This window comes from Herbaspirillum sp. Her4 (genome assembly GCF_057961335.1).
Genome location: NZ_CM176330.1, coordinates 5481518 through 5505504, shown reverse-complemented (window position 1 = coordinate 5505504; position 23987 = coordinate 5481518). Strand labels below are relative to the sequence as shown.

Annotated in this window: 18 protein-coding genes; 5 read left to right on the top strand and 13 right to left on the bottom strand. The window is 63.7% G+C overall.

The features are described 5' to 3' along the window. Window positions 1-3: 3 nt before the first annotated feature. Window positions 4-363: a response regulator gene (locus ACWFUC_RS24895; RefSeq protein WP_204725946.1), complete on the bottom strand. Its 360-nt coding sequence runs from the start codon at window positions 361-363 to the stop codon at window positions 4-6. Window positions 364-496: 133 nt separating this feature from the next. Continuing rightward, window positions 497-1357 carry an SDR family oxidoreductase gene (locus ACWFUC_RS24890; protein ID WP_134223221.1) on the bottom strand — a complete coding sequence of 287 codons (861 nt, stop codon included), beginning with the start codon at window positions 1355-1357 and terminating at the stop codon, window positions 497-499. A gap of 533 nt (window positions 1358-1890) precedes the next feature. On the opposite strand from ACWFUC_RS24890, the gene ACWFUC_RS24885 reads away from it, so the two are divergent. From ACWFUC_RS24885 to ACWFUC_RS24870, 4 genes are read left to right on the top strand one after another with little or no spacing between them, the layout of a single operon-like run. Beyond that, a complete protein-coding gene (locus ACWFUC_RS24885; protein ID WP_489623704.1) occupies window positions 1891-3174 on the top strand; it encodes a PP2C family protein-serine/threonine phosphatase in 1284 nt (427 codons plus the stop codon). Continuing rightward, the gene (locus ACWFUC_RS24880; RefSeq protein WP_034336877.1) at window positions 3171-3734 is read left to right on the top strand and encodes a SiaB family protein kinase; all 564 of its coding nucleotides are present in this window, start codon (window positions 3171-3173) and stop codon (window positions 3732-3734) included. The genes ACWFUC_RS24885 and ACWFUC_RS24880 overlap by 4 nt, the downstream gene beginning before the upstream one ends. Window positions 3735-3762: 28 nt before the next feature. Next, window positions 3763-4152: a DUF1987 domain-containing protein gene (locus tag ACWFUC_RS24875; protein ID WP_034336874.1), complete on the top strand. Its 390-nt coding sequence runs from the start codon at window positions 3763-3765 to the stop codon at window positions 4150-4152. Next, window positions 4152-4874: a GGDEF domain-containing protein gene (locus ACWFUC_RS24870; RefSeq protein ID WP_209582496.1), complete on the top strand. Its 723-nt coding sequence runs from the start codon at window positions 4152-4154 to the stop codon at window positions 4872-4874. The genes ACWFUC_RS24875 and ACWFUC_RS24870 overlap by 1 nt, the downstream gene beginning before the upstream one ends. A gap of 71 nt (window positions 4875-4945) precedes the next feature. Here the strand turns inward: ACWFUC_RS24870 and ACWFUC_RS24865 are convergent, their stop codons facing one another. The 7 genes from ACWFUC_RS24865 to ACWFUC_RS24835 form a co-directional block, all read right to left on the bottom strand. After that, entirely contained in the window at window positions 4946-5581 is a 636-nt protein-coding gene (locus ACWFUC_RS24865) for a response regulator transcription factor (protein ID WP_204725939.1), read from the bottom strand. Between the two features lie 376 nt (window positions 5582-5957). Next, the gene (locus tag ACWFUC_RS24860; RefSeq protein ID WP_489623703.1) at window positions 5958-6932 is read right to left on the bottom strand and encodes a diguanylate cyclase; all 975 of its coding nucleotides are present in this window, start codon (window positions 6930-6932) and stop codon (window positions 5958-5960) included. Next, window positions 6929-11446, bottom strand: a complete 4518-nt coding sequence (locus tag ACWFUC_RS24855) for a CHASE domain-containing protein (RefSeq protein WP_489623702.1) — start codon at window positions 11444-11446, stop codon at window positions 6929-6931. Before ACWFUC_RS24855 ends, ACWFUC_RS24860 begins: the two co-directional genes overlap by 4 nt. Before the next feature lie 179 nt (window positions 11447-11625). After that, window positions 11626-12972 (bottom strand): response regulator c-di-GMP phosphodiesterase, NosR family, encoded by a 1347-nt coding sequence (gene nosR / locus ACWFUC_RS24850; protein WP_489623701.1) that lies wholly within the window; start codon window positions 12970-12972, stop codon window positions 11626-11628. Continuing rightward, on the bottom strand, window positions 12969-14333 hold the full coding sequence (locus tag ACWFUC_RS24845) for an ATP-binding protein (RefSeq protein ID WP_489623700.1): 1365 nt from the start codon (window positions 14331-14333) through the stop codon (window positions 12969-12971). The genes nosR and ACWFUC_RS24845 overlap by 4 nt, the downstream gene beginning before the upstream one ends. Window positions 14334-14387: 54 nt before the next feature. Next, window positions 14388-15380: a methyl-accepting chemotaxis protein gene (locus tag ACWFUC_RS24840; RefSeq protein WP_489637391.1), complete on the bottom strand. Its 993-nt coding sequence runs from the start codon at window positions 15378-15380 to the stop codon at window positions 14388-14390. Next, complete coding sequence (locus ACWFUC_RS24835; RefSeq protein ID WP_489637390.1) at window positions 15271-15999, bottom strand: PAS domain-containing protein; 729 nt, start codon at window positions 15997-15999, stop codon at window positions 15271-15273. The genes ACWFUC_RS24840 and ACWFUC_RS24835 overlap by 110 nt, the downstream gene beginning before the upstream one ends. Window positions 16000-16359: 360 nt before the next feature. On the opposite strand from ACWFUC_RS24835, the gene ACWFUC_RS24830 reads away from it, so the two are divergent. Then, window positions 16360-17988 (top strand): EAL domain-containing protein, encoded by a 1629-nt coding sequence (locus tag ACWFUC_RS24830; RefSeq protein ID WP_489623698.1) that lies wholly within the window; start codon window positions 16360-16362, stop codon window positions 17986-17988. A 50-nt stretch (window positions 17989-18038) separates the two neighbouring features. Here ACWFUC_RS24830 and ACWFUC_RS24825 read toward each other — a convergent pair whose 3' ends face one another. The 4 genes from ACWFUC_RS24825 to ACWFUC_RS24810 all read right to left on the bottom strand — a co-directional run bounded on the left by ACWFUC_RS24825 (window position 18039) and on the right by ACWFUC_RS24810 (window position 23962). After that, window positions 18039-18485: a hemerythrin family protein gene (locus tag ACWFUC_RS24825; protein WP_209582510.1), complete on the bottom strand. Its 447-nt coding sequence runs from the start codon at window positions 18483-18485 to the stop codon at window positions 18039-18041. A gap of 294 nt (window positions 18486-18779) precedes the next feature. Then, complete coding sequence (locus ACWFUC_RS24820; RefSeq protein WP_121043612.1) at window positions 18780-19742, bottom strand: chemotaxis protein; 963 nt, start codon at window positions 19740-19742, stop codon at window positions 18780-18782. 14 nt (window positions 19743-19756) lie between these two features. Next, window positions 19757-21502, bottom strand: a complete 1746-nt coding sequence (locus ACWFUC_RS24815; protein WP_489637389.1) for a methyl-accepting chemotaxis protein — start codon at window positions 21500-21502, stop codon at window positions 19757-19759. Window positions 21503-21655: 153 nt separating this feature from the next. Continuing rightward, the gene (locus ACWFUC_RS24810; RefSeq protein ID WP_489623696.1) at window positions 21656-23962 is read right to left on the bottom strand and encodes a hybrid sensor histidine kinase/response regulator; all 2307 of its coding nucleotides are present in this window, start codon (window positions 23960-23962) and stop codon (window positions 21656-21658) included. Window positions 23963-23987 lie beyond the last annotated feature (25 nt).

The window sequence follows — 23987 nt, the reverse complement described above, 5'->3', positions numbered from 1 at the left end:
GTTTCAGTTGACCAGTTCGCGCTTCAATTCGGAAATGAGGGCGGGATGCAGCGAGCCGGCACAGAGAAAAGCCGGCCACTTGCCCTTGACCAGATCCATCTCGCGCTCATCGCGGCACAGCAGGATCACCGGCACGTCGGCCAGCTGCTCCTGCGCCTTGAGGTAATGCGCCAGACGCAGGCCGCTCATGCCTTCCATGGCCAGCTGGGCCAGCACCACGTCAGGGCGGTCCAGGGCAATGTGCTCGATGGCGTCAGTGCCGCTGCTGGCGATCTGGATGTCGATGTCGTTGATGGCCAGCCATTCGGTCAGCGCACGGCTGACTTCCGGCTGGGTGGTGGCGATCAGGGCGGTCTTGTGCATGAGTGGACTCTCGCGAAGTCATGGGGCAAGCTCATCATGCACTGGCAGCAACATGGCTGCCATCGGGGTTTTCCTGAGGCAAGCTGCCGCGCCCGGATGTATGGACAGCGTAATGCAATGCCTGCAGACAAGCTCAGGTATTGACGATCTCCCCGCCATTGGGATGCAGCACCTGCCCCGTCATGTAGGAGGCGCCTTCCGTGGCAAGAAAGACATAGGCCGGCGCCACCTCATCCGGTTGTCCCGGCCGGCCCAGCGGCACGTTCTTGCCGAAGCTGGCCACTTCTTCCTCACTGAAACTGGCGGGAATCAGGGGCGTCCAGATCGGCCCCGGTGCCACTGCATTGACGTGGATGCCGGCCGGGGCCAACTGCTGCGACAGCGAACGCGTGAAGGCCACGATGGCGCCCTTGGTGGCGGCATAGTCCACCAGATGCTTGCTGCCGCGATACGCGGTCACCGAGGTGGTGTTGATGATGCGCGCGCCCCGCGTGAGGAAGGGCATGGCTTCCTTGACCAGATAGAACATCGAGAAGATGTTGGTGCGGAAGGTGTGCTCCAGCTGCTCGGCCGAGATCTGCTCGATGCTCTGGGCCGGATACTGCTGGGCCGCATTGTTGACCAGCACGTCCAGCCTTCCATAGGCATCCATCACGGACCGCACGGCGCTGCGGCAGAACTCCGGCGAACCGACGTCGCCGGGGATCAGCAGGCAGGGTGCATCCAGGGCCTGGATGTCTTTCTGGGTCAGTCGCGCATCCTCTTCCTCATCCAGATAGACGATGGCCAGCTTTGCCCCTTCGCGCGCATACGCCAGCGCCACGGCACGGCCAATGCCGCTGTCGCCGCCCGTGATGAGCGCGACCTTGCCTGCCAGCCGCCGTCCGGGTTGGCCGGCCGGTGCGCTGTGCGGGCGCGGGTGCATCTCTTGTTCGCTGCCGGGTTGATGGGTCTGGTGCTGGGGCGGAAGGCCTTCGGGTTTGTGATCGCTCATGCTGTCCTCCTTGTATGGATCACTTATGTTAGAAAGTCCATACGAGCCGGTCTGTAGTCCCGCACCCTGATGTGGGTGCGGTCGCTCACTGACGGCGGTGACGGAGAGGCTGAAGATGAGGTCAATGCCTATCTTGTGCACAGCGCTTCGTTGACGGAGGGGCGGGGCGGTCACGCACTGTCAGGCCCAGGGAAAGCGCTGCAAATGATTGATGGTTGTGCCTTGAACCGGCGCAGATCGACCGCTGCGGAGCGACAACATCCGTTGTCTGCAGAGAGACGGACATGTCCACACTCCATTCAGTCGCCGTCCCTATGAAGGGGCCGACAATCCGGCCAGCGCCATGCAGGCTTATCTCGATTGGGAATTCGGCTTGTGGAACAATCGGGACGGGATGCATGGGTTCTTCGTGATCCAACAAGACGCATCGTGTCGCGTAATTGGTTGATTGTCGCTCAACAGCGTCACATTGTTGTCACAGGAATGAAATATGATCCGCGGTCTATCCAAAAATCACGACGCGGGCGAGCACGGTGGAAAGTCATTTCAGTCTGACTCCGGCGACAGGGAGCAAGTTGTTCCAACCGACAGCGGGAGCGCTGGCGGTCCAGGTGCCGGTGGTCCAGTTCGATGAGAACAACGCTACCGTCCTGGAGATCTTCGGCCAGCACAAGGAGCTGGTGAGCCTGCCCGTGGTGGAGCGGCAGCGGCCCATCGGGCTCATCAGCCGCCACATCTTCATGTCCCAGATGTCCAAGCCGTATCACCGCGAGCTCTACGAGCGCAAGAGCTGCATCGCGTTCATGGACAAGGACCCCCTCATCGTCGAAGCCGATACCCCCATCGAAACTCTGGGTGCGCTGGCCGTGGCCTCGGGCGACAAGACCCTGGCCGATGGTTTCATCATCGTCGACCAGGGCCAACTGGCCGGGCTCGGTGCGGGCCTGGCCCTGATGCGCGAACTGGTGGCGATGCAGGAAGAGAAGAATCGCCAGGTCATGCAAAGCATCGACTACGCCAGCGTGATCCAGCGCGCCATGCTGAGCGCCTCGCGCGCGGCCATGACCGAGGCGCTGGCCGATGCCTGCCTGGTGTGGGAGCCGCGTGATGTGGTCGGCGGCGACTTCTATCATTTCGAACCGCATCCCGGCGGCTGGTTTGCTGCGGTGGCGGACTGCACCGGCCATGGTGTGCCGGGCGCCTTCCTGACGCTGATCGCTTCGTCGTCGCTGAAGCAGGCGCTGGAACTGCACGGCCCGCACGATCCGGCGCGTCTCATGCGTGAAGTGAACCGCAGCATGAAGCGCGTGCTGGGACAGCACGGCCAGTCCGGCAAGCCCTCCGAATCGGACGACGGCATGGATGCCTGCTTCTTCTGGTTCGACAGCGCCACCCGCACCCTCACCAGCAGCAGCGCCAAGATGCCGCTGTTCCTGCTGGTGGCCGATGGCACCGAGGTGCTGACCATCGAAGGCAAGCGCGTCGGCCTGGGCTACGTCGATACGCCCGACGACATGCAGTGGGACAACCACAGCCAGCACCTGGCACCGGGGTCCATGATCTTCGTCTGCACCGATGGCGTGATCGACCAGATCGGTGGCCCCAAGCACATCGCCTTCGGCAAGCAGCGCCTGCGCCGTACCCTGCTGGAACACGGCAGCTTGGCCATGCCGGCACTGGGCCGCGTGGTGATGGACATCCACGGGCATTACCAGGGCACGCAGCGGCGGCGTGACGACATCTGCTTCTTCGGCGTCCGCCTGGATGCCGCGCAGCCAGGCTCTCAACAAGACTCTCAACACGGAACACACGCATGAACGGTATCCAGCAGGAGTGGGCGGAGTTCCACAGCTATGTCGCACGGCGCGACATCGTCTTCTACTACGTCGGCTATTTTTCCCAGACCATCATCGCCGCCATGGCCGAGGCCGTGAAGCTGCGCGCCGAGCATACCGGCGCGCTGGCGCAGACCCGGCGCAAATTGTTCTCTTCCTTCATCGAGATGGCGCAGAACATCGTGCACTACTCGGCAGATCTGCATGAGAAGGAAGGAAAAGTCACAGAGCCGCCAATGCGCCACGGGGCGGTCTACATCACCCAGACCGATGGCCGCTACTTCCTGCATTGCGCCAATCCGGTCGATGCCGAGATGGCCGACAAGCTGCGCGAGAAGCTGGAACACCTGCGCTCGCTGACCAATGAAGAAATCAAGGCGGCCTACAAGGAAATGCTGCGCGCCGAAACACCGGCCGACAGCAAGGGGGCGGGCCTGGGTTTCCTGACGGTGGCACGCGATGCCAGTGCACCGCTGGATTTCGAATTCTCCCAGCCCGCCGCCGATGGCGCGCAGACCTTCTATCTCCGGGCCACCATCTGAGGGCCCGCTGCCTCTGACACACGACACCATGGACAATTTATTCATCGCCGCCAGCGCCAGCTCTCCCGAAGTGGACTTCCGCTTCGACCAGCGCACGCTTTCGCTGAAGGGCGAATCCTATCCCGAGAATGCCGCCCAGTTCTGGGGCGAGATCATCACCACCTTGCGCCGCTTCCTGGCCGACGATGAGCAGGGCAGCACGATCACCGTCAACGTGGCGCTGGCCTACTTCAACAGCTCCAGCACCAAGATGCTGTTCTCGCTCTTCGATGCTCTGAACGAGAAGGCCGAGAGCGGCACCGAAGTGGTCCTCAACTGGTACCACGACGAGGAAGACGACACCATCTTCGAATTCGGCCAGGAGCTGCAGGAAGATTTCGCCGCGCTGGTCTTCCACGATCACGCGGTCCAGAGCTGATGGACGGCGGCGACCTTTTCGCGGCCGAAGCCGAAGCCCTGCACCGCGCCAATGCGGTGCTGGCCGATCCTGCCAGCGACCCGGCCAGCCATCGTGCAGCGCTGGAAGAGCTGGTGCAGCACTATGGCCAGCTGATGCGCCAGAGCCGCCGCCTGATCTCGCGCAGCGACCGCACCGAGCGCGAACTGAACCTGCTCAATGCGCGCCTGAAGCAACTGAGCGATGAGCTCGATTACAAGGCGCGCCATGACAATCTCACGGGTGCGCTCAATCGCGGCGCTGTGTTCGAGCAGGCGCACCAGATCCTGCAGCAATCTCCGATGTCCCTGATCGTGCTGGACATCGATTTCTTCAAGCGCATCAACGATGAATTCGGCCACCCGGCCGGTGATGCGGTGATCCGCGAGCTGGTCGCGCGCCTGCGCACCACGCTGGCAGGCAATGGCGTCATCGGGCGCGTCGGCGGCGAAGAGTTCACCATCCTGCTGTCCGGCGTGGCGCTGGAGCAGGCCGTGATCCTGGCCGGACGGATCCGCCAGGCGATTGCCGGTGACCGTTTCCAGTGCCTGCCGGCGCGGCCGGTCACCTCCAGCTTCGGCGTGGCCTGGGCCGCCGCCGGCAGCGATTTCGAGGAAGCCTACGCGCGCGCCGACCAGGCCTTGTATCAGGCCAAGCGCGGCGGACGCAATCGGGTGGAGTCAGAGGAATCGGTCACCGGCTGAGCTCCGGTGACCGTGATGGAGCAGGGGCAGGGCAAGTGGGCGGCATCGGCCGCCCCGTCAGTTTTCTTCACTCAGTAGCGCGTCATCGCCGCTACCAGCGCGGCCAGCGAGCCCGCGTTCATCTTGCGCATGACCTGCTGGCGATGGGCCTTCACGGTCCGTTCCGAGGTCCCCAGTTCGGCGGCGATCTGCTTGTTCAGCCGTCCTTTCACCAGACGTTCCAGCACTTCGCGTTCGCGACGGGTGAGGGTCTTGAGGCGCTGGTGATGCTCCTGCCGCTGCTGCATCTGCGGGCCCGATTCATCGAAGGGCATCAGCGCCCCGCGGAAGGCTTCCACCAGCTGCTGGCGCACCATCGGCTGCATGGCGGTATCGATGGCCGGGCCGGTCAACGAGCGCTGGCCGAGGTCATGCGGGCCGTAGCGTTTCTCTTCCGGGGCGTTGGCCGGCGGTGCGCCGGTGATGACGATCAGCGGCCGGCCCAGTTCACGTTCATCCAGCAGCGAGCGCAGACGTGGCGCGTCGAGGTTCTGCATGTGGACTTCCAGAACCAGTCCGCCGCGTGCGGTACCGGTGGTGTGCTGCAGGAACTGGTCGGCCGAGGGGTGATGGGCGACATGGAATCCGGCGGCTTCCAGCAGCCGGACCAGCGGTCCGCCGTGAGAATCTTCACCACCGACGATATGAGCGAGATGTGCAGTTGTCATGTTTTTCTTCCTTGACCGATAGGGACGCATCGAACGGGTTCAATGGGCTTCACCGCTCCCTTGCCGGGGAAACTGTTGCAGTTGACAAGGACATGCGGGAAGAAAAACGCAGTTTTACCGGGATGTCGAAAATAGTCGACGAAGCTTGAAATTCAGGCCGGTAAGTTCAAATTTATTCGGAAATTTCCTCGTTATTTTTCGAGATCGCGTTGCGGCGCAGCGACCGCTGGGGACGGGCGGCCGGCACACCGGTCGGATCGCGATCAGGACGGCGGCCATCTCTCTCCTGCCTTGCGGCTGGATGCGCATCTCCAGCGCCAACGCCGGTAGCCGGCTCAGGGCCGGCTGTGTTGTTCGGACGGTGCTGCAGCGGGGATCAGGACGCTGAGGACTGCAAGGCAGCGTCCTCGACGGGGGTGGCGCAATACACCTGCGCCCGGCCGTGCGCTTTGGCCTGATACAGGTTCTGGTCGGCCAGGGCGATCAGCGCAGCCGGCGTGCTGCTGTGACCGGGTACCTCGACCGAGGCCACGCCGATGCTGAGCGTGACGAATTCGCTGGCTTCGGAGCGGGCATGCGGCAGGTGCAGGCGGGCCACGGCGTCGCAGACGTCGCGGGCCAGTTTCAAGGCCTGCTCGCGGCCTGCCATGGGCAGGATGCAGGCAAATTCCTCGCCGCCGTAGCGCGCCACGCAATCATAGCTGCGGTGGAAGTTGCTGCGGATGGCGTGCGCCACTTCGGCCAGGCAGTGGTCGCCGGCCTGGTGGCCGTAGTGGTCGTTGTATTTCTTGAAGTAGTCGATATCGATCATCAGCAGCGACATGGCCTGGCCGGAGCGCTTGCACAGCTCCCATTTCTCGGCCAGCTCGCTGTCGAACTTGCGGCGGTTGAACAGGCCGGTGAGCGAATCGGTGACGGCGATGTTGCGGTAGAAGTCGGATTGCAGCTTCAGCGTCAGGTGCGTCAGCACGCGCGCCTTGAGCACCGTGCCGTTGATCGGTTTGCTGATGAAATCCACGCCGCCCGCATCGAAGCCCTTGACCTCGTCTTCCTCGCTCTGCAAGCCGGTCAGGAAGATCACCGGAATGCCCAGCGTGGCGGTGTTCTGCTTGAGCCGTTCGCAGGTCTCGTAGCCGTTCAGACCGGGCATGTTCACATCCATCAGGATCAGGTCCGGCACTACCTTCTCGGACAGCTCGATGGCCTGCAGGCCGCTGGTGGCCATGAAGATCTCGTAGTCGCCCTTGAGCAGGGCATTGGCGAGACGGATGTTGATGGGCTGGTCATCGCACAGCAGTACGCGCGGACGGCTGCCGCGCAGGGATGAGAGTTCTTCCAGGATGCGTTTCAACGAGGTTCTCCGAAATGGTCATCGAGATGGGCCAACGCCGCCGGGAAGTCGAGTTTCTCGATCAGTTCCCACAACTGCTGGTAGCGCGTCTGCTGCATCAGCCCATGGCGCTTGCCGATGGCTTCGGCCAGGTCCAGCGCTTCGAGGTTGCTCGACAATAGCAAGGCCCGCAGCGCCTGCCTATCAGGAAAATCGGAAGCCTCTGCTGTCGCTGTCGCCGGCTCCGCGCCGGCCTGCGGCGCAGCCGGTCCCGGTGAGCCGGAAACCCCCTGCAGCGCCTGCATCGCCAGTTGCTGCAAGACCACACCCGCATCGCGCCGCACCGCGACCAGTTCTTCGCGCCAGGCAGTAAAAAGGCGATCGGACGGCACTCCTTCGCCAGCGCGGCACACGCGCTCGATCCCGGCGAAATAAGCAGCCAGGCCGCTGGCCCCGATGGTGGCGCACAAGCCCTTGAACGCATGGGCGGCCTGCTCGATGCCGCCCGGCGAAGCCTGCGCCAGCGCCGCGTCGTAGTCCGCGAAGAGGCGCTCCAGTTCCGGCCCGGCGGCATCCAGTGTGGTGCGATAGACGTCGCTGGCCTGACGGTAGCGGCGCATCAGGTCAGCGTAGACGTCGACCTGCTGGCGGTCGGCGGGCTGTACGTCCACGCGCGTGGCCTCGGCGGGCAGCGTCTCTTGCGCAGCGATGCTGCGGTCATGCTGGAGATGCGACAGCAGTGTCGGCACCAGCGTACTTACGTCGATGGGCTTGGCGATGTGTCCCGCCATGCCGGCATCGATGCAGCGGCGGCGGTCTTCCGGCGAGGCATTGGCGGTCATGGCCAGGATAGGAATGTGGCGCAGGTCCTGCTGGCGGCGGATGCGACGGGTGGCTTCGATACCGTCGATGCCGGGCATCTGCAGATCCATCAGGATCAGGTCGTAGTGGCGCTCGGGATCGCAGGCCATGGCCACGCCGGTGCTGCCATTCTCGGCGCAGCTGATGTGCGCGCCATACAGGGACAGCAGGCCGGTGGCGACCTGGCGATTGACGGCATTGTCTTCCACCAGCAGGATCTGCACCCCTTCCAGTTCGCGCGCGGTCTCGCCGGCGGGCGCATGCTCGGCCTGCGTGTGCTCGTCCGCTGCACGCGCCTGCGACAGCGGCGTGGCGTCCTCGATCTCCATGGGCAGGTCGAACCAGAAGCGGCTGCCGCGTCCCGGTTCGCTGCTCACCTGCAACTGGCCGCCCATGAGCTGCACCAGATGGCGGCTGATGGCCAGCCCCAGCCCGGTACCGCCATAGCGGCGGGTGGTGGAGGCTTCGGCCTGGGTGAAAGCATCGAAGATGTCCTTCAGACGTTCCGGAGCAATGCCGATGCCGGTGTCGCTGACCTCCACCCGCAGCATCACTTGCCGGGTGTTGTCCGCCGCCAGCCGCCGCAGTGCCACGTCGATGCGGCCCAGGTGCGTGAACTTGAGCGCATTGCTGATCAGGTTCACCAGCACTTGCTGCAATCGATAGACATCGCCCACCACGCGCTGCGGCAGGTCGCCATCCAGTTCGATGTGCAGGCTCACGCCCTCCTGCGGCGGGTTGCCGGCCAGGATTGCGGTCAGGTCGTGGCGGAAATGCTCCAGCGAGAACGCCTGCAAGTCCAATTGCACCTGCCGGGCATCCATCTTCGAGAAATCCAGCAGGTCATTGAGCAGGTTGAGCAGGGACTTGGCCGAGATCTCGGCCTTGTTCAGGTAGTCGCGCTGGGCCGGCTGCGGTTGCGTTCTCTGCAGCAGCTGGATCATGCCCAGGACGCCATTCATGGGGGTGCGGATCTCGTGGCTGACGCTGGCCAGGAACAGACTCTTGGCGGAGTTGGCCTGTTCGGCTTTCAGGCGGGCCTCGACCAGGTTGTTTTCGAATTCGATGCGCTGGGTGATGTCCAGGTTGATGCCGATCACGCGCACCGGCGCGCCCATGCCGTTGCGGTCGACGTGGGCACGTGCCTGCACGAAGCGGATGCTGCCGTCGGCGCGCACCACACGAAACACCGGTTCGAACTCCCCGGTACCGGCCAGCGCCGCCTGCAGGGCCGATTCCACATAGCCGACATCGTCGGGATGCACGCGCCTGCGCCAGCCCTCATAGGTGGTCACCTGCCCGCTGCGGCCATCCCCGATGCCGTAGATCTCGGCGATCTGGCGGTTGAATTCAAAGGTGTCGCCGGTGCGGTCCCAGACCCACACGCCCAGCTTGGCCACTTCGGCGGCCAGCATCAGCTGGTCGCGGGCGGCTGCCAGTTCGGCTTCCTGCTGGCGCTGCAGGCTCATGTCCACGGCGATGTAGAGGTCCCCGATGTGGCGCTGGCGGTGATCCAGCATGGAGGTCTGCTGACGCGTGACCGGCAGCGTCACGCCATCCTTGCGGCGGTAGCGCAGGTCACTCACGGCCTTCTCGTCCAGTATCGCCTGGGCGCGGATGGCGGGATTGTTGAGGCGGCCCGAGAAGGCTTCCTCCTTCATCTGCCCGATCACGTCCTCGGCGCGATAGCCCAGCATGCGTTCGGCCCCGCGATTGAAGAGCGTGATCACGCCGTCCGGTGCCGTGGCGATGATGGCTACGCCGGTGGCCGAACTGAGCACGTTGTTGAGCAGGGCGTTGGACTGCTGCACCTGGTCCAGCAGCGACTGGTTCTGGGCCAGTGCCTCGCTGAGCTGGTTGCGGTTGTGGGTGATCTCGGTGACGTCGTGCGCCACGACATAGAAGCCGTTGACTTCGCCTTGTTCGTTGACGTCCGGGATGTAGGTGGTGAGGACATGCTTGTAGCCGTTGACGGCATCGGTGAAGGTGCGCTCGAAGGTTTGCTTCTCTCCGGCCAGCACCGCGTCGATATGGGGCAGTGCGCTTTCATACAGTTCCGTCCCGACCAGATCCAGCATGTACATGCCGGTGATTTCCCCATGCTCACGCCCGAAGACACGCTCGTAGGACGCATTGGCGAAGCGGTTGATGAGATGCTTGTCCCAGTAACCGACCAGCGAGGGCATGACGTTGAGCACGGTCTGCAGCATGGTCTTGGCCTGGTGCAGCGCATGGGTGCGCTGCTGCACGGTCAGTTCCAGTTCCTCGTTGATGCGGTGCAACTGGCGTTCGATGCGCTTCTCGCGGGTGACGTCGCGCAGCATGAAGGCCTTGCCGATCTGCCGGCCTGCACCATCTCGCAGCGGGAACATCAGGGCCGAGGCGTAGCGTATCGACTCGCCCTGCAAGCTGATCACGTGGGGCTCCTCCTGCTGGCCGTTGCCGGGACTGAAGCCTGGGGAAGTGGAGCGTGTACTGCCCTGCTGGTCCAGCTCGCGCAGCGCTGCGTGGGTGGAGAGGGCAGTGCCCAGTGCGCGTCCTTCGGGCAGGTCCAGGGTGTCGCTGGCCCCCCGGTTCCAGGAAGTGATCAGTCCCCGGGCATCGGTGGTGACGATGGCGTCGGGCGAGCTGTCCACCACGGCAGCCAGCAGGGCACGGGCTTCCTGCAGCTTGCGTTCACGGGTGGAGAAAACCTGATAGGCCAGCGCGCTGGCCAGGATCAACATGGCCAGCGTAATGCAGGAAAGCAGCGTGGCACGATCACTGATGAACTGGTGGGCCTGCGCGTATTCGGGGGCGGCGCGGAGGCTCAGTTTCCAGGCCCGGCCATAGAGGGGCACGGCCGTTTCCAGACTGACGGCATCCTCGATCTGGTCAAAGCCGCCGCTGCGGAACAGTTCGACGGCCGTGGTATTGCTGGCGACGTCCTCCACCAGGATTTCCAGCGCATGCATGTTCCAGCGCCGGCTCAGTTCGGAGAGGATGTCGTGCACCGACAGCGGCGCGTAAGCCCAGCCGAGGATTCTTTCCTGACGCTGCTCCATGGTCGGCGGCGTGACCGAGCCGGCATAGATGGGCAGCAGGAACAGATAGGCATTGGCCGTTCGCCCTTCCTTCTGCACCAGCCTGATCGGTGTGGTCAGTTCCGCGCGGCCGGTCAGCATGGCGTGATCGGCGGCCGAGCGGCGTTCCGGCGACGAGGCGATGTCCAGGCCCAGGGCCGGCCGGTTGGGGGCGAGGGGCTCGATGTATTCGATTACGTAGCGGTCGCCGGGGTTGTCGGCGAGCTGGGTGATGCCGGAAAACAGCAGGCGGTCTTCGCGCATCTTCTTCTCGTAGGCGGGCAGCGCCGCGAGCGGAACGTGGCGGATGAAGCCGAATCCGCCGGCCCAGGGAAATTCCTGCGCCAGATCGCGGCTGTCCATGTAGCGCAACAGTTTTTCGCGGCTCAGGTCGTCCGCACCGATGGCCAGGATGGCCCCCCGGGTACCACGCAGGCCGTGTTCGTAACGGCGCAGCAGGGATTCGATGTCGTCGCGGATCCAGCGGCTGTCCAGCGCCAGGCTGTCGCGTACCTCCTTCTGGTTCAGGTGCGACAGGCCGGCCACGCCGGCCAGCAAGAGGCTGAAGGCGATCAGCAGGAACAGGCAGGTATTTCGGGTGATTCTGGTCATGGTGTCATTTTTTATAGTGGAACAGCATCGCGTCCCCCAACGCGAACGGGCGCAACGCGCCCGGTCATGCTGATTGCACCAGCCCTGAGGCGGCCGGGCAATCGGGAAATTCCCGGGTCCGCCTGCCGGCTGACAGGTTTCCCCTCAAGCCTTTTGCGGACCGACAAGCACCGGTTGCATCAGTGCAACACGATCCTGGCCTTCAGCGGCATCTCATCGATCTGCTCAAAGCGCCGCAAGCGTGCCAGGATGGCTTCGTCCAGCACGTGTTCCTTGTTCAGCAGCAGCACGCCGGACTTGGTGCGCAGGTCCTCGGCCAGCTTCATGCCGACCCGCAGCTCGGCCGGGGACAGCAGGCGGGTCTGCTGTTCCAGCGCCATGCGCTGCTCTTCCATCATGGCGATGAAGGTGTTGACCACCACCGGGTCATAGCGATGGCCGGCATGCGTGCGCAGCATGGACAGCGCTTTCTCGGGACTCACGTTGTGGCTGGTGATGCCGCCATTGCACAGACCCTCGAAGTCGCGCACCACGGCCAGGATGCGCGAGCCCAGCGGGATGGCGTCGCCTGACAGGCTTTCCGGCACGCCCCGGCCGTCATAGCGCTCGTGCTGGTGGCGGATGATCTCGCCGGTCTCGGCCAGGGTCGGGATGGGTGTCAGCAGCATCTGGCCCTTGACCGGATGCCACAGGAACCGCTGCAATTCATCGCTGCTCATCTTTTCGATGGGCTTCTTCACCAGTTCATCGGACAGGTCCAGCTTGCCGATGCCGTGCAGCATGCCGGCCATCATCATCTCCTTGGCGTGATGGGCGGTCATCCCCATGCGCAGCCCCAGCTGTTCGCACCAGCGTGCGATGCGGGCGGACTGGCCGTTGGCCAGGCCGGCGCGCAGTTCGCTGATGTCGGAAAACACATGCAGCATGGAGAGGAAGGCTTTCTGTTCTTCTTCCTGGGCGTTCTCCAGGAACAGCACGGTCTGGCGCAATTCTTCCGTACGCGCCTGCACCTGGCGTTCCAGCTGGCGATTGAAATCGGCCAGTTGCAGGTTCTGTTCGCGCACCTTGCGTTCCAGCGCCATCTTCTGCTTGCGCAACTGCTGTTCCTCCAGCGCGTGGGTCACGACCATGAGCAGCTCGCGGTCTTCCCAAGGTTTGGAGAGGTAATGGTGGATGCCGCCATCGTTGATGGCCGAGATGGTGCTGCCGATCTCGGAATAACCGGTCAGCAGGATGCGCATGGTGGCCGGCCATTGCTGCTTGACCTGGGCCAGGAACTGGGCGCCGTTCATGCCGGGCATGCGCATGTCGGAAATGACCAGGTCGACATCGGCGCTGGCCAGGATGTCGAGTCCGGCTTCGGCGCTGGTGGCCGTCAGCAGGCGATAGCCCTGGGGCCGGAAGGTACGTTTCAGGGCCGACAGGATGCTCTGTTCATCATCGACCAGCAGCACGCAGGGCGGCGGCAGGGCGAACGGGTCGGCTTGTTGCAGGGTCTGGAGCTCCTGGCTCTGGATGGCGGTCATGATGCTTCTCCTGGTTCGCCCGAGGCCTTGCTCGGCGGCTGGGCGCTGGCGGGATCGATGGGCAATTCGATCCGGAAGGTGGTGCCTTTGCCCGGTTCACTGCTGACATGAATATCGCCGCCATGCTTCTTGATGATGCCGTAGGACAGCGACAGTCCAAGCCCGGTCCCGCTGCCGACCGGCTTGGTGGTGAAGAAAGGTTCGAAGATGCGGTTGATGTGTTCCGGCGCGATGCCGTGCCCGGTATCGCTGATGCAGACGGCGACGCGCTGGTCGCAGCGTTCGGTGCGGATGGTCACGCTGCCGCGCTCCTGGATGGCCTGGGCGGCATTGACCAGCAGGTTCATGAAGACCTGGTTCAGTTCCGAGGCCAGGCACTTGATCATGGGCAGCTCGCCGTATTGCTTGATGATGGTGACCTTGTATTTCAGCTCGTTGTTGGCGATGTTGAGCGTGCTGTCCAGGCCACGATGCAGGTCGGCCATCTGCCAGTTGCTTTCGCCGGTGCGCGAGAAATCCTTCAGCGACTGCACGATGTTCTTGACGCGTTGCAGACCCTCGTTGGATTCGGCCAGCAGCTCGGTCACGTCTTCGCTGAGGAATTGCAGGTCGGCGCGGTCCTCGAAGGCCTGCACCTCCGACTGCGCCACGCTGGAGGGCAGGCTGCCGTTGGTGACGCACTGGTACAGCTTGATGCCTTCGAGCAGCGTGGCCACGTAGTTGCCCAGGGTGTTGAGGTTGGCGTTGACGAAGCCGATCGGATTGTTGATCTCGTGCGCCACCCCGGCGGCCAGCTGGCCAATGGAGGCCAGCTTCTCGGACTGCATCAGCTGGGCCTGGGCCATCTTGAGCTGTTCGATCAGGGCGCGCTGCTCCTCGGCCTGGCGCTGCAGGGTGTCTTCCATCTGCTTGCGGCCGGTGATGTCGGTCATCAGGCCGATGACTTCCAGCGGCGTGCCCTCGGCATCGCGGATCAGGCGCAGGGTGTCGTGCATCCACAGGTAGCTGCCGTCGTGGGTACGGAAACGGTATTCGTAGATCTTCTGGTCTTCCACGAACAGCATGGCCAGGCTGGAGAAGATCGCGGCCGTGTCGTCGGGGTGGATGTGGTTGAACCAGAAGTTCGGGTCGTCCAGCATTTCCCAAGGCTCGTAGCCCAGCACGCGGGAGGCGTTTTCGCTCACGAAGGTGAGCTGGAAATCGCCCGAGGGCACGCTGCTGTAGATGATGGCGGGGGTGTTGCCGATGATGTGGCGATACCGTGCATTGGCCTTGACCAGCGCCCGGGTGTCGGGCGCGTCATCGGCATGGGTGCGTTGGCTGGCGCACTCGTTGGCCATCAATGCTTCGCTGTGTCCCATGTTCGCCTCCTCAGCGATGGCTCCGGATCAGGGGCTGGAGCCGCGCCCTCCAGGTCAGGCAGCGCGGGGCAGGGCCACACGCTTGTGGTCGTGCGTGGGCAAGGCCGCGGCCGTAGCTGCCATGCCGTCCAGGTTGAACACGCTGATGGCCTGGATCATCTGCTGCGTCGACTCCTCCAGGCTGCCGGCGGCGGCCGCTGCTTCTTCCACCAGCGCTGCATTGCGCTGGGTCACTTCATCCATCAGGACCACGGCTTCGTTGACCTGCTGGATGCCGGTCTGCTGTTCGCCCGAGGCGGCGGTGATCTCGGCCACGGCGGTAGCGGCCTGCGTCACCGAGCGCATGATGCCGCCCATGGTGTCGCGCATGTCACCGGCCAGCTTCACGCCGGTACCAACCCGCTGCGAGGATTCGTCGATGAGCAGTTTGATTTCCTTGGTGGCCTGGGCCGAGCGTTGTGCCAGGTTGCGCACCTCACCGGCGACCACTGCAAAGCCGCGTCCCTGTTCGCCGGCGCGCGCTGCTTCCACCGCCGCATTCAAGGCCAGGATATTGGTCTGGAAGGCAATGCCGTCGATCAGTCCGGTGATCTGCTTGATCTGCTCGGCGCTCTTGTGGATGGCATCCATGGTGTCGTTGATGTGGTGGATGGAGGCTTCGCCATCGCGCGTGGTGGCCAGCGCTTCTTCTACCAGGCGGTTGGCCTGGCGCGCGTTCTCGCTGTTCTGGGTCACGGTGGAGGCCAGCTCTTCCATGCTGGCAGCGGTTTCTTCGAGGCTGCTGGCCTGTGATTCGGTGCGGGAGGACAGGTCCATGTTGCCGCGAGCGATCTCGCCGGTGGCCTGGGCAATGTGCATGCCGCTGCGGCGCACGTCGCCTACCGATGCCACCAGATTGACCCGCATCTGCTCCATGGCCTGCAGCAGGGAACCCATTTCATCGCGGCGCGCCTGCAGGTCGGCGGCCGACAGATCGCCGCCCGCGACCCGGCGCGCCTGCGCCACGGCACGCCGCAAGGGGGTGAAGATGCGCGTCGCCAGGGTCATGCGCAAGAGTGCCAGGCTGCCCAGGGCGACGCCGGTAGCGGCCAGGGTCGGCACACTGCCCGTTGAGGAAGGCCAGCGCACAGATGCCGGCGGCCGCAGTGCCCAGGCCCAGATCCAGCCGTGTCTTCAGCGATACCTGCGAGACCTGGCGCAACTTGCCGCGCAGGCCGGTCGGCACCACTTCTCCGCGATGCACGGCGATGCGGGCGCTTTCCTTCTTGAGTTCCTTGTAGGCCTGCTCGGCGGCGGTGATCTCGGCGCGCGTGGGCTTGGTGCGTACCGACATGTAGCCGGTGCATTTGCCGCGCTCCCAGATCGGCGTGACGTTGGCCTTGACCCAGTAGAAGTCGCCGTTCTTGCAGCGGTTCTTGACCAGTCCGGTCCAGGGCAGGCCGGCCTTGAGGGTGCTCCACAGGTCGGCGAAGGCCAGCTCGGGCATGTCGGGATGGCGCACGATGTTCTGCGGCGCACCGATCAGCTCTTCTTCCGTGAAGCCACTGATGTGGATGAAGGTCGGGTTGACGTAGGTGATGCGCCCCTTGATATCGGTCTTGGAGACGATGGAGGCATAAGCTTCGATCTCACGCTCTTGTTGGGTGACGGGCAGGTTGAGGCGCATGATCGATTCCTGAAAAATTGATTGGTGGAATCATTAAAACATAAATTCATTGAAATCGCTAAAAAAATGATTCTTTTTGGGAATAAACGGTAAATTCGTTGCTTGGACCCCACTGTATTGTCAAGACGAAAAGCCCTTCTGCGCGCCGGTGATTGATGTCTTTTGTCTTTGATTTATAAAGAAAAAGTGAGATCCGTGGCCCCTGTGCGGAGCTCTTTTCTCAAGCATCGCAAAGACGCTTCATCAATTTATAAAATGATTAAATTGATTTAATCGGTTAATCGCGGTCTAATGATGAGCATCAGACAGAAATTCCGGGGCAAATTGGCCGCGAAGCAAGCGGCAGCACAAGGGGGCGATGTGAACAACAAGAGCAAGGTGGTGGTCCTGACCGTCATTGCCACCATCGTGGCGGCTACGGCGCCGGTGATCAGCATGCTGTGGCTGTCGCGCCAGGCGGTGATCGATTCCGAGCACGAGCGCCTGACGCGCTATGCCGAGTCGGTCGTGGATCGCGCCGAAGCCGCTTTCCAGAATACCCAGCGGGCGCTGAAGTCGATGTCGCCGCTGCTGCTGTTTCCCTGCTCCGATGAGCACATCGCGCAGATGCGTCTGATCGCCGTCACTTCCGGTGCCATCGAGGAAATGGGCTACTACGAATACGGCCAGCTCAAGTGCACCTCCTGGGATCGCCGCGCGCAGGCGTTGCGCCGTCCGCAGCCGGAGGCGGTGTTCACCACGGCGGACGGCGTCGGTGTGGCGCTGGAACAGGTTTCCTACATCAGCGATGGGCCCAGCATGATGTCCATCCAGTACGGTGCCCATGCGGCGCTGGTGCATCGCGAACGCTTTGTCGACGTGGTGCTGGAAGATGGCGTGCATGTGGTGCTGGCGCGCAACGGTTTCGGCCTGGTCGCGCAGTACGGCATGCCCATCGCCAGCGGCATGGCCGGTCGCGCCTTGCGCGGCGTCGGCAACCAGGATTTCGATGGGTTCTTTGTCTCCACCATCAGCCGCGACGGCTGGACCGCCGCCGCCATCATTGATGGCCAGCATGTGGTGGAGACCATGACCAGCGAGCAGCGCTGGTTCCTGCCGGTGGGCGTGCTGCTCGCGCTGGGACTGGTGATGCTGGTGCTGCGGATATCGCAGGCGCGCCTGTCGCCGCTGGCGGATTTGCAGCTGGCGGTGCGCAAGAAGGAGTTCATTGTCTTCTACCAGCCCATCATCGAGCTGGCCAGCGGCCGCTGCATCGGTGCCGAGGCGCTGATCCGCTGGCGACGGCCGGATGGCAGCATCGTGCGGCCCGACCTGTTCGTGCCACTGGCCGAGGAGAGCGGACTGATCCTGCCCATGACCGATCAGGTCATCGCGGCCGTGGTGCAAGAACTGGGCGATACCCTGCGCGCCGACCGGGCCCTGCACGTGGCGGTCAACGTCGCTGCCAACGATATCAAGACCGGCCGCATCATCGACGTGGTCAGCCAGACGCTTGCCGGAACCGACATCCGCACCGAGCAGTTGTGGATGGAAGCCACCGAACGCGGCTGCATGGACATTGCCTCGGCCCGCGTGACGCTGGCACGCGCGCGCGAACTGGGGCATTCGATGGCGCTCGATGACTTCGGGACCGGCTATTCCAACCTGCAATACCTGCAGGGCCTGCCCATGGACGCGCTCAAGATCGACAAGTCCTTCGTCAGCACCATCGGCACGGGCGCAGCCACCAGCGCCGTGATCGATCACATCATCGCCATGGCCAAGAGCCTGAATCTGTTCATCGTCGCCGAAGGCGTGGAAACCCTGGAGCAGGCCGCCTATCTGGGCCAGCACGGGGTCGACTTCGCCCAGGGCTGGCTGTTTGCCAAGCCCTTGCCGGCAGGCGAGTTCATTGATTTCTACCGGGCCACGCTGGCCGATTACGGTACCGGGCCGGAGAGCATTCGCTGCGACCGCACGGACCTTGCGTCCACCCCCTTGAATGCCTGAGCGCCACAGGGTGAATTTTCCGGCCTGATCCGTGCCGGGCCGTGCTCAGTTCAGCATGGCCCTGCTGCAGTGGCACGCACGCGCAAGGCCAGCGCCAGTGCCTGATCCATTCCCGCCATATGGCGTACCAGCATGGCCGGGATCATGCCCATGACGATATCGGCCAGCGGCGCGTTGCCATCGTCCAGATAAGGCCGCAGCCGGTGCAGCAGCGCCAGCAGTTCCGCATGGTCGCGGCGATGGGCACGCAGATCGCTGTAGCCCATCTCATCCATCATCTTTTCTTCTTCCCGGAATCCTGCCTCGATCTGCGCCACCAGGGCTGCATAAGCGCTGGCAAAACCGGCCGGCGGCACGATCGCCAGCGCGGCCACGCTCTCCAGTACCTCACGGTGCTCGGCATCCATCTCCGCCAGCAGGGCCGGGATGCGCTGGGCCAGTCCGTTGCTGTCGGCAGACGGGGCGAGGGAAACGACACGATCGGCAGCGGGAATCATGGCCAGCCTCCTGATACAGGGCGCGACCGTACGCGGGTCGGGGCGGAGACATCCGCATCGCCGGCAGGGCGCGGGCGTGCCGGAGGGATGTTCACTGCCGATTCTAGGAGCCTGGCCTCGAAATAATTTGAGATAGCTCAAGCCAGCCCGGATTGGCGGGGTGCTGCACCGCGGCCATATGAAGAAAAGCCCCACGGCACCGTGAGGGTGGCGTGGGGCCGGTCTTGCCGGCCGACGGGGTGTCGGCCGTGCGCTTGTAAAAAGCGCCGTTCCTGGCTCTGCAAGTAGGTGCCGTCAGGGGGGCAGCACCTTGCGCAGCATTGCTGCCAGTTCAGGCGGGGAAAACTTGGCGACATAACCATTGGCGCCCACCGAACGCACATGGTCTTCGTTGGCGGCACCGGTCAGTGAAGAATGGATCACCACCGGCAATTGTTTGTAGAGGTCCGAGGCCTTGATCTTGCGGGTCAGGGTGAAGCCATCCATCTCCGGCATTTCGAGGTCGGTCAGCACCATGGCGACCTTGTCGGTGAGCGGCTTGTGTTCCTGTTCCGCTTCGCGGGCCAGCTCCTGCAGTTTCTTCCAGGCTTGCAGGCCGTCGGTGGTCATCACGTAGGGCAGCTTGAGATCGGTCAGGCACTGCTCGATGAGGGCGCGTGCCATGCGTGAATCGTCGGCGGCCAGTACGACCGATCCGGGCTTGATCTTCAACTCGTTGCTGCCCGGCGTCGGCGGCTGCATCTGTTCCTTGACCGGCGAGACCATGTTGAGGATCTGTTCCACGTCCAGCACCTGCACCAGTCGGCCACCGTCCTGGGCCGAGTCGAGGCGGGCGATGCTGGTGACCACGTTGCCGGAGGCATTGGAGTCGGCCGGCAGGACCTGGCTCCAGTCCAGGCGCACGATCTCTTCCACCGATTCCACCGCGAAAGCCTGGGTGTGCCGGGCGAACTCGGTGATGAGCAGGATGTTCAGTCCATGGCCCGGCTTGCAGCCGGCCACTGCCGGCAGGTCCACCACCGACATCACCTGGCCGCGGATGTTGACCATGCCCAGCATCGGGGAGCGCATGCCGGCGGCGGCGGTGATGTCCATCATCGGGACGATCTCGCGGATCTTGAAGACGTTGATGCCATACAGCTCGCCCGGCTTGTCGGTGGTCCCTTCCGGGTTGCCGAGGCGGAACAGCAGCAGTTCGAACTTGTTGCTGGAGGTCAGGTTGGTGCGTTCGTCGATTTCTTTTTGAAAGGCGTCCATGTCATCCCCGAGGTTCAGAATTGTTCCCAGTCGCCGTTGTCGGCGCTGTCGTGTTGGCTTTTGGCCGGTGTGGCCGGGCGTGCCGCCGGTGCCGTCTGACCCAGGCTTCTGGCACGCGGTGCGGCGACTGCCGGGCGGGCCGGAGTGATGTTGCGCGCTGCGGCGGCGGCCATCGCCGGCTTGGCATGCACCGTGGCCGGAACGTCGCTGGCATCGAGGCGGAACACGCCGACCGTCTGGCTCAGGCGCGTTGCCTGTTCCTGCAGGGCCTTGGCGGCGGCGGCAGCCTGTTCGACCATGGCGGCGTTCTGCTGGGTGTTTTCATCCATCTGCACCACCGCATTGTTGATCTGCTCGATGCCCTGGCTCTGCTCGGCACCGGCGGCGGTGATTTCGGCCACGATGTCGGAGACGCGCTTGACGCTGGCCACCACCTCGTTCATGGTCTGGCCGGCTTCACCGACCAGCTTGGTGCCGGTGTCGACCTTGGCCACCGAGTCGTCGATCAGGGCCTTGATTTCGTGGGCGGCCGAGGCACTGCGCTGGGCCAGCGAACGGACTTCCGATGCGACCACCGCGAAGCCGCGTCCCTGCTCCCCGGCACGGGCCGCTTCCACGGCGGCGTTCAGGGCCAGGATGTTGGTCTGGAAGGCGATCCCGTCAATGACGCTGATGATGTCGGCGATTCTGCGCGACGATTCATTGATGGCATCCATGGTATGAACAACCTTGCCCACTACCTGGCCTCCGGCCTGGGCCACCTCCGACGCGGAGACCGCCAACTGGTTGGCCTGGCGTGCATTGTCGGAGTTCTGGCGCACGGTGGAGGTCAGTTCTTCCATGGCCGAGGCGGTTTCTTCAAGGGCACCGGCCTGTTGTTCGGTACGGGAAGACAAGTCCATGTTGCCGGTGGCGATTTCGGCCGAGGCGGTGCTGATGGTGTCGGTGCCGGTGCGGACTTCCTGCACGATGTTGAGCAGGTTGTCGTTCATCTGCTTCAGGGCGGCCATCAACTGGGCGGTCTCGTCGCGGCCGGTGTTGTCGGGAATGCGGGCGGTCAGGTCGCCTTCAGCCACCTGGCGGGCGATCGAGACGGCGTGGGTCAGCGGACGGGAGACCAGGCGGGCAATCCACCAGGACAAGGTCAGGGCCAACACGACACAGATGGCGATCAGGGCAAAGATGGCCATGCGGGCCTGCTCGTAGACAGTGGTCGCCTGCTGCTCCGAGACGGCTGCGCCTTTGCTGTTGACCTCGCTCAGTTCGTTGATCTGGTCCTGCAGCTTGCGATAGACGGGCGTGGAGTCGGCGGTGAGGACGGCATAGCCGGCTTGCTTCTGGCCATCAATGAACAGCTTTTCCATGCGCTCGTGGGCGGCCTTGTAGGCGGCGATGTTGCGCTGGATTTCCGGGAACAGCTCCTTTTCGCGCGGCTCCGACACCAGGGTGGCGTAATGCGCCACTTCCTTTTCCAGCACGGCCATCTGCTTGTTGCCACGCTCACGTGCAGCCTGCTCTTCCTTCTTGTCTTCAGTCAGCACTTGCTGCATGTCGAAACTGCGCGAGCGCGCCAGTGCCAGGCTGATCTTGGACAGGGTGTCGATGCTGGGCAGCCAGTTTCGCGCGATGTCGGTGGACCTCTGGTTGACCTGCGCCAATTGCGCAATGGAGAAGCCGCCCAGCGCCACGATGAACATCAGCACGACCAGGAAGCCGGCATTGAGTTTGTGGGCGATCTTCAGATCGTAGAACCATTTCATGATGACACTCCTGATCAATGCGCAGTGTTGGAATATTCATGTGCGCTCAGGAACCATCATAAGACGGCTAAACAAATAAATCAAATAAAACGATTTAATCAGTTGTTTTATTTCCGCAAGGATTTTCCTGAATTCAACTCAGGTTTATCGATCTCAGGTTTTTTGCAGCCACTTTTCCACGGCATTCATCAGGCCGACCTGGGTGAAGGGCTTGCTGAGGTAGTCGTCCATGCCGGCATCGAGGCAGCGCTGGCGGTCGCCTTCGATGGCGCTGGCGGTGAGGGCGATGATGGGCGTGCGCGGACGCCCGTTGGCCTGTTCGAAGGCACGGATTTCGGCGGTGGCCTGGTAGCCGTCCATGACCGGCATCATGCAATCCATCAGCACCAGGTCATAGTTGCCGCTGCGCAGGGCATCCAGGGCCAGTTGGCCGTTTTCCACCTCTTCCAGGATGCAGCCGCGGCGCGCCAGCAGAATGCGCAGTAGCTGGCGGTTGATTTCGGTATCTTCGGCCACCAGGATGCGCGCACCGGTGAGGGCGGAAGAGGCAGGCGCAGGCGACGGAGCAGGTGCAGGCGCAGGGGTGAGCGCGGACAGCGGGGGCATCTGCGCGGGAGGTGCTGGCGGGAAGGAGGCCGCACTGGCGGTGGCTTCCGGTGCAAGTGAAGCCTTATTCTTCATTACCGTCTCCGGGGCCGCGTCCGGGCGGGCTTCCGCCACCCCTTCCGGGCAGAGGATGTCGAAACTGAATTTGGTGGACTGGCCCGGCACGCTCTGGCAGGCGATCTTGCCGCCCATCAGTTCCACCAGATTCTTGCTGATGGCCAGGCCCAGCCCGGTGCCGCCGAAGCGGCGCGAAATCGAGGTGTCGGCCTGGGTGAAGGGCTGGAACAGCTGGGCCAGCGCTTCCGGGGCAATGCCGATGCCGCTGTCGGCGATGGCGAAGAAGAGCCGCCAGCGCTCCGGACTTTCTTCTTCACGTTGCGCCGACATGCTCAGCCGCACATAGCCGGCCTGGGTGAATTTGATGGCATTGCTCAGCAGGTTGCCCAGCACCTGTTTCAGGCGCGAGGGGTCGCCGACCAGACAGAGCGCGTCGTCGCAATCGATGCGCACATCCAGCTGCACGTCCTTGTTGTGGATCGAGGGCCGGTACAGTTCGGCCACCTCGCGCACCAGCCGCGCCGGGTGGAAGGCCACGCCCTCCAGATCAAGCTTGCCGGATTCGATCTTGGAAAAATCGAGGATGTCGTTGATGATGCGCACCAGTCCGCCGGTGGCGTTGTGGATGCTGTCGGCATAGTGCTGCTGTTTGCTCGACAGGCCCGATTCCATCAGCAGTTCGGACAGGCCCAGGATGCCGTTCATCGGGGTGCGGATTTCATGGCTGACCATCGCCAGGAAACGCGACTTGGCCTCGTTGGCATGGTCCGCTTCTTCCTTCAGTTCCAGGGCCAGCTGCGCATCCTGTTCGCGCCGCTGGACCTGGCGCAGGGCCACGCCGAAGCCGCCGATGAGGCCGACCAGACTGATGGCAGCCACCAGCATCAAGGGATACATCGATTCCAGCCATTCGCTGAAATAGACCTTGTCGGTCACACCGATTTCCAGATATATCGGCGCATTGCGCACCGGCCGGTGGATGCCCAGCCAGTGGGCTTGCATGAAGTAATAGGGTTGCTTGGCGTCGGTGCCGGGCGGGCGCGGCAGGTGCAGGTCGGCCAGCGGTTTGATGTCGCGCCGCACGGTGTTGTCGTGCACCAGGGCGGTGGCGATCAGGGGTTTCTCGTCCTCGCGCGCGAGCAGGATGGAAAAGGGTTTGTCCTTGGTCACCGCACTGAAGAAATCTTCAAAGAACGCGCAGGGCAGCGCCACCACCACGATGGCCAGCATGCGGCCCTGGCGATCATTGATGCGGCGGGTGAGATAGAAGGTGGGTACGCCCGCCGCGCGCGAATTGACCGTTTCGCTCAGGAAATCCTCGGTCGAGGCATTCTGGCTGTGATGAAAGAAGTAGTCGCGGTCGGTGAGGTCCAGCGGTGGCGGCGGAAATACGCGGGACAGGCTGATGATGCGGCCCTGCGCATTGCTGATGCCGATGCCCGAGATGAAGGGCAGGCCGCGGATCTTTTCGCGCATGGTCCGGGAGTACTCGGGCGTGCTGACGTGTTCGCGCAACTGGGCGTCATCGCTGACGTTGGCGGCTTCGATGTCGGACTGGATGCTATCCAGTACCAGCCGGGCCGAGGAGATGGTCTGGGCGGTGCTTTCGGCCAGCACCGTGGACAGCGTGGCCAGATCGTTGCGCCAGTCGTTGAGGCTGGCGCGGTACAGCAGGCTGCCGGAAATGATGACGGTCGCCGTCAGCAGCCCCAACAGCAGGGCACCGAGCGTGACGGCGGATTTGCGGATGCGCGGCGGTGCGGGCGGCGAGCCGGGAGCGGGCGTGGATGGCGTCATGGGCAGGGCGGGCAGGGAAGATGCG